Here is an 8,378-nt window from a genome sequence, read left to right as displayed (position 1 = left end):
CTAGCTGCGGCGACATCGCCAGACGCTCCGCAGCCCGGGTAAAGCTACCCTCATGCACCACGCTGACCAGCGTGCGCATCGCTTCTATTCGATCCATATACGATCCAGACCTCTACGACACAGTTAAAGCAGCCAAACCATTATCAACGAATCATTGATAATAAGACAACTAAAACCCCATTAATCAACAAAGAAACAAGCAGTAAAGTAAACACATCACTTAAGCAGAACTCCATAGGAGACTTACTATGAACATTCAAAAAATCTTCGAATCCAATGCCGGCTTCGCTCCTCTTATCCTTCGTATCCCGGTTGGCCTTATTCTGGCAGCGCACGGCTCGCAAAAACTGTTCGGCTGGTTTGGTGGCTACGGACTGGAAGGCACCGGTCAATGGATGGCCAGTATTGGTCTTGAACCCGGCGTACTCATGGCATTCCTTGCCGGTAGCGCAGAGTTCTTCGGCGGCCTTGCACTGGTACTGGGTGTGCTGACACGTCCCGCGGCACTGCTGACTGCTTTTACGATGCTGATTGCCATCTTCAGCGTGCACATCAGTAACGGACTCTTTATGGCGAATAACGGTTACGAATATGCTCTGACACTCTTCGTAATCAGTATTGCTCTGGTGGTTCAGGGTGCGGGCAGCCTGTCGGTTGACCAGCTGATTTCTGAAAAGCTGCGCCAACAGAAAACTCAGGCTTCGTTCGCCTGAACAAAATTAAAAGCCAGCTTAATCCCGATCTGAGAAAAGAGGTGTTATGAGTACTGTAAATACCATTTTTATTTCCCACGGCGGCGGCCCTCTGCCCGTTCTTGGTGACCCCGGCCATGCGGAAATGGTAAGCAATTTAAAACAGCTGGCGAGAGAGCTACCTCGGCCAAAAGCGATCCTGGTAATCAGTGCGCACTGGGAAGCCAGTCGCCCTACGGTGACCTCAGCCAGTCAGCCGGGCATGATGTATGACTATGGTGGTTTTCCGGATGAAGCTTACCAACTTCAATACCCGTCTCCGGGGGAACCTGCTCTGGCAGAAAAGGTAGTTTCTGCCCTGCAAAATGCTGGTATTCATGCGGAAAGCAGCCCGGACCGCCCTTACGACCACGGCCTGTATATTCCGCTGATGCTGATGTATCCGGAGGCCGATATTCCAGCCATACAATTATCACTGGTGAAAGGTCTCGACCCGGATGAACACCTGTGTATCGGTGAAGCATTGCAAGGGCTGGATTACGATGATCTGCTCATCATAGGTTCCGGCTTTTCTTTCCATAATATGCGCGCCTTTTTTATACCCGAGAGCAACGATATGCACGCTGCAAATGCGGCATTTCAGGGATGGCTGGAAGAAACCTGCATGAGCACAACGCTGACAGAAGACGACAGGCGGCAACGCCTTCAGCATTGGGCTGAGGCACCGAGTGCCCGCTATTGCCATCCACGCGAAGAGCATTTGCTGCCCCTGCATGTCTGCTACGGCATTGCCGGTCGCCCTGCTGACGAGCATATTGCGACTAAGATTCTCGGCAAGGCTTCCGGCATGTACGCATGGACAGCCTGAGGTATACTGTCAGGCCAAACACTTAAACGACTGGATCAGCATGGCTAAATCATTTACCGGAACCCTGTTTATCTTCTCCGCCCCTTCGGGCGCAGGTAAAACCAGCCTGGTAAAGGCCCTGCTCGACAGTACGGGATATATAGGCGTCTCTGTGTCGCACACTACTCGCGCTCCACGTCCGGGAGAGGTCGATGGCAAAGACTATCACTTCGTCAGTAAAGAAGATTTTCAGCAACTGATCGGTGAGAGTGCCTTCCTTGAGCACGCTCAGGTATTCGACAACTACTACGGTACGTCTCAGCGCTGGGTCGAGTCAGAGCTTGAAGCGGGCCGTGACGTCATTCTGGAGATTGACTGGCAGGGTGCCGAGCAGGTGCGCCGTCTGATGCCAGAGGCGATCTCAGTGTTTATTGCCCCGCCCTCGATTGAGGCACTGGAGCAACGTCTGCAGAATCGTGGCCAGGACAGCGACGAGACCATTCAGCGCCGTATGCGCGATGCCCGCAGCGAGATGAGCCATTACGGCGAATATGACTATCTGATCATCAATGATGATTTCAACAACACCCTTGAGGAACTGCGCGCCATCATCATCGCGCGCCGTCACCGCCTCGAGGCACAGCAGGCCAGACATGCCCAGACTCTCAAAGATCTGCTGGGTAATGACTGAGATTTTTGTCTGACCTCTTCCTTTATCGCTGGAATCGAATACAATAGAAGGTTCCACTGAATTTAATTCGCTTACAGGAAAAACCATGGCTCGCGTAACCGTTGAAGATTGCCTGACAAACGTTGATAACCGCTTTGAACTCGTCATGCTGGCTGCCAAGCGCGCCCGCCAGATGCAAGTTGATGGCGCGGAACCTATGGTTGCCGAAGAAAACGACAAGCCTACTGTACTGGCTCTGCGTGAAATTGCTGACGACCTCGTGACTCCTGCAACTATGGCAGCACAGGAAGAAGCGGCTCGTGCAAACGCTGAGTTTGAAGCACAGACCCGTCATCAGGAATTCTGATAGACCTTTCTTACAGAGCATATAGTGCCTACGATTGATGCGTTATCTGAGCGACTTACCCAGTATCTGAGCCATAGTCAGATCAAACAGGTATGTCGTGCCTACTTTTACGCGGAACAGGCACATGAAGGGCAACGCCGCCGCAGCGGCGAGCCCTACATTGTTCATCCTCTGGCAGTCGCCAATATTCTTACTGAGATGCACCTCGACCATCAGAGTCTGATGGCTGCGATGCTGCACGACGTTATTGAAGATACCGGCGTACCCAAAGCGGCGCTCGCTGCTCAGTTCGGGGACGTGGTCACGGACCTTGTGGATGGTGTGTCTAAACTCACGCACATTCACTTCGAAAGCAAAGAAGAACAACAGGCTGAAAACTTCCAGAAGATGGCGATGGCGATGGCCAAAGACATCCGCGTTATTCTGGTTAAACTCGCCGACCGACTGCACAACCTTCGGACACTGGGATCTCTCAAGCCTGAGAAGCGCCGCCGCATTGCCCGCGAAACACTCGATATCTACTCCCCAATCGCCAACCGCCTTGGTCTGAACAGTGTACGGGTTGAGATGGAAGAGCTGTGTTTCGAAGCCATTTACCCCATGCGTTCAGAGATGATCCGCAAAGCGGTGAAGGCCGCTCGCGGTCATCGCGTTGAGGTGGTAGAGAATATTACCGCCAGCATTCGTAACCGTCTCAGCGAGTGTGGTGTGTCTGCGCGAGTTTTTGGCCGCGAGAAGCATCTGTACAGCATCTACAGCAAGATGCGCGACCAGCGGAAATCACTCAGCGACATCATGGATGTCTACGGATTCCGTATCGTCACCGATTCAGTCGACGACTGTTATCGCATTCTTGGTGCCATGCACGGTCTTTATAAGCCTGTGCCAGGGCGGTTTAAAGATTACATCGCCATTCCGAAGACCAACGGTTATCAGTCACTGCATACCACACTGATCGGTCAGAACGGCGTGCCCATCGAGATCCAGATCCGCACCGAAGATATGGAGGCCATGGCCAACCATGGTATTGCGGCGCACTGGCTCTATAAGAGTGAAAGCGATCAGACCAGCGGCACACAGCGTGCACGCCAGTGGGTTCAGAGCCTTCTCGAACTGCAAAAAAATGCAGGTTCGCCAATCGAATTTGTTGAACACGTTAAAGTCGACCTCTTCCCCGAAGAGATTTATGTGTTCACGCCGAAAGGCAAAATTATGGAATTGCCCGCAGGCTCTACCGCGGTCGATTTTGCTTATGCGGTACATACCGATGTCGGCAATCACTGTATTGCCTGTCGTATCGACAAGCAGCTGGCACCTTTGAGTGCCCGACTGCAGAACGGCCAGACTATTCAGGTGGTCACAGCGCCGAACGCGCAGCCCAATCCGGCTTGGCTTAACTTTGTTGTTACCGGTAAAGCCCGCTCGAATATCCGCAACTACCTGAAAACTCAGCGCCGTTCTGAATCTGTTGAGCTTGGTAAGCGCCTGCTCAATAAAGCGCTCAGCGCGCTGGGTAAGACCATGGAAGATATCGACGCTGCGCATGTCGAACTGGTTCTGAAAGAGACTGAAAAAGAGACCCTCGAAGATCTCTTTGAAGATATTGGTGCAGGCAACCGCATGGCACCACTGATGGCTCGCCGCCTGCTCGTTGCCAATCGCGATACCGATATTGATCTGAATTCGATTCAGGATAACTCCCGCCTGGCAATTAAAGGCACCGAAGGCCTGGTCGTCAGCTTCGCTAAATGCTGCAGCCCTATTCCGGGCGATCCGATTCTGGGGCATGTCAGCTCCGGGCGCGGGCTGGTTATTCATACCGAAAACTGCCGCAACGTCGAAGAGTACCGCGACAACCCGGAAAAGTGCGTATTCCTGAGCTGGGATAAAGAGATCAGCAGCGAATTTACGGTAGATCTTAAAGTCTATATGGAAAACCGCCGGGGTATCATTGTCGATGTTGCCGCGGCAGTAAACCAGGCAGAAGCCAACATTGAGAAAATCAGTGTTGAAGAGCAGGACGCCCGCCTCAGCGTTACTTACCTATCGCTGAGTGTTCAGGGCCGTAAACACCTCGCACGTACGATACGCCGCCTCAGAACGATCCGCGGCGTGTCGAAAATCGTCCGTATTAAATATCCTAAAGCTAATCAGTAACCCAACTCTAACCTGTACAAAGGATTACCATGAGTCGCGAAATTATTTCTACCGACAAAGCACCTCAAGCCATCGGTACATACTCTCAGGCCGTTAAAGTAGGCAGCACGGTCTATCTGTCTGGTCAGATTGCTCTGGTTCCAGAAACCATGGAAATCGTGGAGGGCGGTATTGAAGCTCAGATTCACCAGGTGTTTAAAAACCTGAGCGCGGTTTGCGAAGCGGCCGGCGGCTCACTACAGCAGATCGCCAAGCTGAATATTTTTCTCACTGACCTGAGCAACTTCGCCACCGTTAATGCCATCATGGCTGAATACTTTGAGCAGCCTTACCCTGCACGTGCAGCCATTGGCGTGAAAGAATTACCCAAAGCAGTTGGCGTAGAAATGGACGGTGTACTGGAAATCGTTTAAACCATTTTCAGTCACGATACAGCTCCAATAAAAAAGCCCCGCTCCATAAAGAGCGGGGCTTTTTATTGCCTGCCTTTTACTGCCTGATCAGCCTGCCGCAAACAATCTGCAGCAGACTAATCAAGTGATACAGGATCACATATTAAGCTGTGATCTTGCATCAACCGGGAAGGTCACTGTGTTGCCCTTCTTCACACCCAGGCCAGAGTCCAGGGCATTCTGAATGGCTTGAGCAACCTCGTCGCTGACCGACTTGATAACCCGGATCACAGTGCCGTTCTTGATGCTCGATGGACTTTCAATCTCTGGGTTCTGCTCCATAATTGAGTTCCATGCGTAACCGGTTCCGAGGAAGCGTTCAGAAAGTTTCCACAGCGAGTCACCCGCCTTGAAGACATAATTCTGAACCACACCCAGTACTTCTCCGGTATCCGAATAAGCGATACGGATTTCCTGATCGGTGTTGATGCCAGAGCCCGACGCCTGAGCGTCTTCGTCTTCTTCCTCATCACCGACCTGATACCCTTCCGGTGAGCCCGAGGCTGTTGGCTCATACGAAGCCAACAGCGACGCCAGCAATTCAGTATCCAGCGTCGAAGGTACATCGCTGCTAGCGTAGTATCCGCTTGAGCCTGCTACCGCGTTAGCATCAGCAATGAACGGAGACAGTGCTTCGAAGACCGCTGGGTTCAGCTGCGAGACATCACCGACGCCATCAACAATGACCAGTGCTGGTGATTGCGAGCTGATCAGAGAGTCTGTCTCTGTACCTTCAGTGTTGTACACCACAGGCGCACCGTTCGGGAAGAACGGACTTACGAACGTAATTGCCTCAAGGTCGAGTCTGAGCGCAACTTCAAATGTAAGCTGGTTGTTGGTTTCACCGATACTTGCCCACTCACCGGCGCCCTGCACACCCGATTCACCCGTACCGATGTAAGCATTCAGTGCCGATATATCGGTCGTGTTAATCGTTTCAGAGGTCAGGCTACCCGTGCCTGCCACCAGACTATCCAGCACCAGTGTGCCACCCTCAATATCGATACTGCGAATCACGAGGTCACCATTCTGAATCATAGTGACATCAATAGACTGGCCATTCAGCGTCTGAATAGAGATCAGGTTAATGTCAGTGCGAAGTTCGATATCACCGTAGCTCAGAATCAGAAGTTCGTCTGCTGTCACAGAACCTGTAATCGCAATAGGGTCACCCTCTGCCTGAACAGAAACACCCGAACCGTACGTGGACAGTAACTCTACATTTTCAGAGCCATCAAAATTCAGCGTCATGGTGTTATCACCAAAGGAAACACTCTCACCGTTAAAGTCGGCCTGCATTGAGGTCGCCAGATCAAGCGCACCCACATTATTAAACAGGGATTCAAACTGACTGAAAGTGAATTTGCCCACCTGGTTAATACCGTTGCCAACCGCATTAATCAGCCAGCGTACACCGTCAATTTCATTAACCAGGGTGTCGTCGCCGTCAGACCCCAGCAGAGTCAGCGGGCCATCGAACAGGATGTCATTAGCTGCAACCTGCTCATCATTGCGGATCGTGAAGGTATCATCGCCAGTAGAGCCCTGAATCTGATCATCGGTACCCGCAGAAACCTGACTCACTGATGTGAACAGAATCTCTTTAGTGCTTACAGAAGCAGACTCGTCACCCAGCGTGAAGATCTCGGTCTGAGCAGCAACATCATTCAACGTACCGCCAGACAGATCAGCAGATTCAATAGCATCGAACCGGATAGACTGTGCAACCAGTGCATTATCGGTAACCGTCAGCTCCGCCGAGGTTGCCGCCGATGTAGTGATGCTGTCCGTGCCTGTGCCGCCATCAACATTCGCGACATCACTGAACAGGATGCCATTGCTGAAGAACTGATTCGCACCGACCAGCGCAAACTCATCGTTGGCTGCGGTGCCATTCAATGTTCCTGAAGACAGGCCTGCAGCTTCGAGGTTGCTGAACACGATGTCAGATGCGATCAAGCCAAGCTCAGTGCCATTCAGGGCAACCACAGCATCATTGGCAGCGACCAGAGAGTCATTACCGTCACCAGCATCAATGGTTGCTACCGAAGTAATCGTCATATCATTCACTTCGACCTGACCCGAGGTTGCACCGGTGTTGAAGGTCTCTGCTGCATCAGTAGCCGTCAGAGCTCCATTTGCAAGATCGACAGAGTCCACATTCGCGAATGCGATACCCTGAGTTTCCAGAGCATTATCGCTCGCGCTGCTCGTTTCGCTCACCAAAGTAGCCCCATCAGTATTCACCTGGTCATTTCCACCCACAGCATCGACAGATGCGAGATCGGTGAAATTAATACCGGCAGACGTCAGCGCATTGCTACCCGTGACATCGAAGGTATCTGCACCAGAAGTACCGGTCAGAGCATTACCTTGCAGGTCAGCCGTTTCGACAGATGTGAACTCATAGCTCGCAGTATCCAGCGCATTATCTGCACCGGTTAACGTTGAGTTGGCATCGTTAACTGTCAGTGCGTCGGTGCCGTTACCAGCATTGATTGCTGATGCAGCATTCGTCACGTTAATCGCATTTGCACTCAGCGTTGCTCCAGTGACTTCAAAGCTATCAGCCGCATCACTGCCTGCCAGCGTACCGTTCGCCAGATCGAGGTTCTCTACCGAGGTAAATGCGATCTGTTGAGTCGTCAGGGCGTTATCAACCGCGCTACCTGATTCACTCGCCAGCGTCGCGCCGTTGGTATTGACCTGGTCATCGCCAATACCGGCATCCACAGATGCAACATTAGTGAAGTCGATATCCGCAGAGGTCAGAGCATTAGCACCAGTCACATCGAAGGTATCTGCGCCAGCGGTGCCCGTCAGCACATTGCTCTGCAGGTCTGCAGTCTCAATCGAGGTGAATTGATAATTCGCTGTGTTCAGTGCATTGTCTGCACCAGTTAACGTTGAGTTCGTATCGTTAACAGTCACAGCATCATTACCAGTGCCTGCATTAATTGCTGAGGCTGCATTAGTAACACTAACTTCGTTGGCGGTCAGTGTTGTGCCTGTGACTTCGAAGTTATCCGCTTCAGTACTGCCGGCGAGTGTGCCGCCATTCAGGTCCGCATTTTCCGTCTCACGGAAGGTGATACCCAGAGTTTCGAGCGCGTAATCAACCGCACTTCCTAACTCTGCGAACAGAGACGCGTCTGCACCATCGGTATTCACCTGGTCAGCACCATCATCCGCG

General features: G+C 52.1%; 8 protein-coding genes. 6 read left to right on the top strand and 2 right to left on the bottom strand.

What is annotated here, in order from left to right; all coding sequences use genetic code 11:
• Positions 1 to 79, bottom strand: a 79-nt coding sequence (locus B2067_RS03010; RefSeq protein ID WP_301387401.1) for a helix-turn-helix domain-containing protein, incomplete at its 3' end; no start/stop codon positions are given.
• Between the two features lie 169 nt (positions 80 to 248).
• Here B2067_RS03010 and B2067_RS03005 point away from each other — a divergent pair.
• From B2067_RS03005 to B2067_RS02980, 6 genes are all read left to right on the top strand, one after another.
• Positions 249 to 713 carry a DoxX family protein gene (locus tag B2067_RS03005; RefSeq protein ID WP_301387399.1) on the top strand — a complete coding sequence of 155 codons (465 nt, stop codon included), beginning with the start codon at positions 249 to 251 and terminating at the stop codon, positions 711 to 713.
• Between the two features lie 46 nt (positions 714 to 759).
• Positions 760 to 1,560 carry a DODA-type extradiol aromatic ring-opening family dioxygenase gene (locus tag B2067_RS03000; RefSeq protein WP_301387397.1) on the top strand — a complete coding sequence of 267 codons (801 nt, stop codon included), beginning with the start codon at positions 760 to 762 and terminating at the stop codon, positions 1,558 to 1,560.
• A gap of 40 nt (positions 1,561 to 1,600) precedes the next feature.
• Positions 1,601 to 2,230 carry a guanylate kinase gene (gmk, locus tag B2067_RS02995; protein ID WP_068436678.1) on the top strand — a complete coding sequence of 210 codons (630 nt, stop codon included), beginning with the start codon at positions 1,601 to 1,603 and terminating at the stop codon, positions 2,228 to 2,230.
• A gap of 85 nt (positions 2,231 to 2,315) precedes the next feature.
• Positions 2,316 to 2,576: a DNA-directed RNA polymerase subunit omega gene (gene rpoZ / locus B2067_RS02990; protein WP_068436292.1), complete on the top strand. Its 261-nt coding sequence runs from the start codon at positions 2,316 to 2,318 to the stop codon at positions 2,574 to 2,576.
• A 24-nt stretch (positions 2,577 to 2,600) separates the two neighbouring features.
• Positions 2,601 to 4,733 (top strand): bifunctional GTP diphosphokinase/guanosine-3',5'-bis pyrophosphate 3'-pyrophosphohydrolase, encoded by a 2,133-nt coding sequence (gene spoT / locus B2067_RS02985; protein WP_068436675.1) that lies wholly within the window; start codon positions 2,601 to 2,603, stop codon positions 4,731 to 4,733.
• Between the two features lie 29 nt (positions 4,734 to 4,762).
• Positions 4,763 to 5,146, top strand: coding sequence for a RidA family protein (locus tag B2067_RS02980; RefSeq protein ID WP_068436673.1), 384 nt, complete (start codon positions 4,763 to 4,765; stop codon positions 5,144 to 5,146).
• Between the two features lie 135 nt (positions 5,147 to 5,281).
• Here the strand turns inward: B2067_RS02980 and B2067_RS02975 are convergent.
• The coding region (locus tag B2067_RS02975; RefSeq protein WP_301387396.1) for a LysM peptidoglycan-binding domain-containing protein at positions 5,282 to 8,378 on the bottom strand (3,097 nt) is incomplete at its 5' end.

Origin of the sequence: Thalassolituus sp. UBA2590 (assembly GCF_002339775.1) — a bacterium.
Taxonomy (GTDB): domain Bacteria; phylum Pseudomonadota; class Gammaproteobacteria; order Pseudomonadales; family Oceanobacteraceae; genus Thalassolituus.
Note: the sequence above shows the minus strand (reverse complement) of the source record. Positions and strands in the feature narration are given on the sequence as shown.

Bases quoted from the DNA above. Each gene is read 5' to 3' on its own strand.
- B2067_RS03005 (WP_301387399.1), top strand. From the start codon at position 249: ATGAACATTCAAAAAATCTTCGAATCCAATGCCGGCTTCGCTCCTCTT.
- B2067_RS03000 (WP_301387397.1), top strand. From the start codon at position 760: ATGAGTACTGTAAATACCATTTTTATTTCCCACGGCGGCGGCCCTCTG.
- gmk (WP_068436678.1), top strand. From the start codon at position 1,601: ATGGCTAAATCATTTACCGGAACCCTGTTTATCTTCTCCGCCCCTTCG.
- rpoZ (WP_068436292.1), top strand. From the start codon at position 2,316: ATGGCTCGCGTAACCGTTGAAGATTGCCTGACAAACGTTGATAACCGC.
- B2067_RS02980 (WP_068436673.1), top strand. From the start codon at position 4,763: ATGAGTCGCGAAATTATTTCTACCGACAAAGCACCTCAAGCCATCGGT.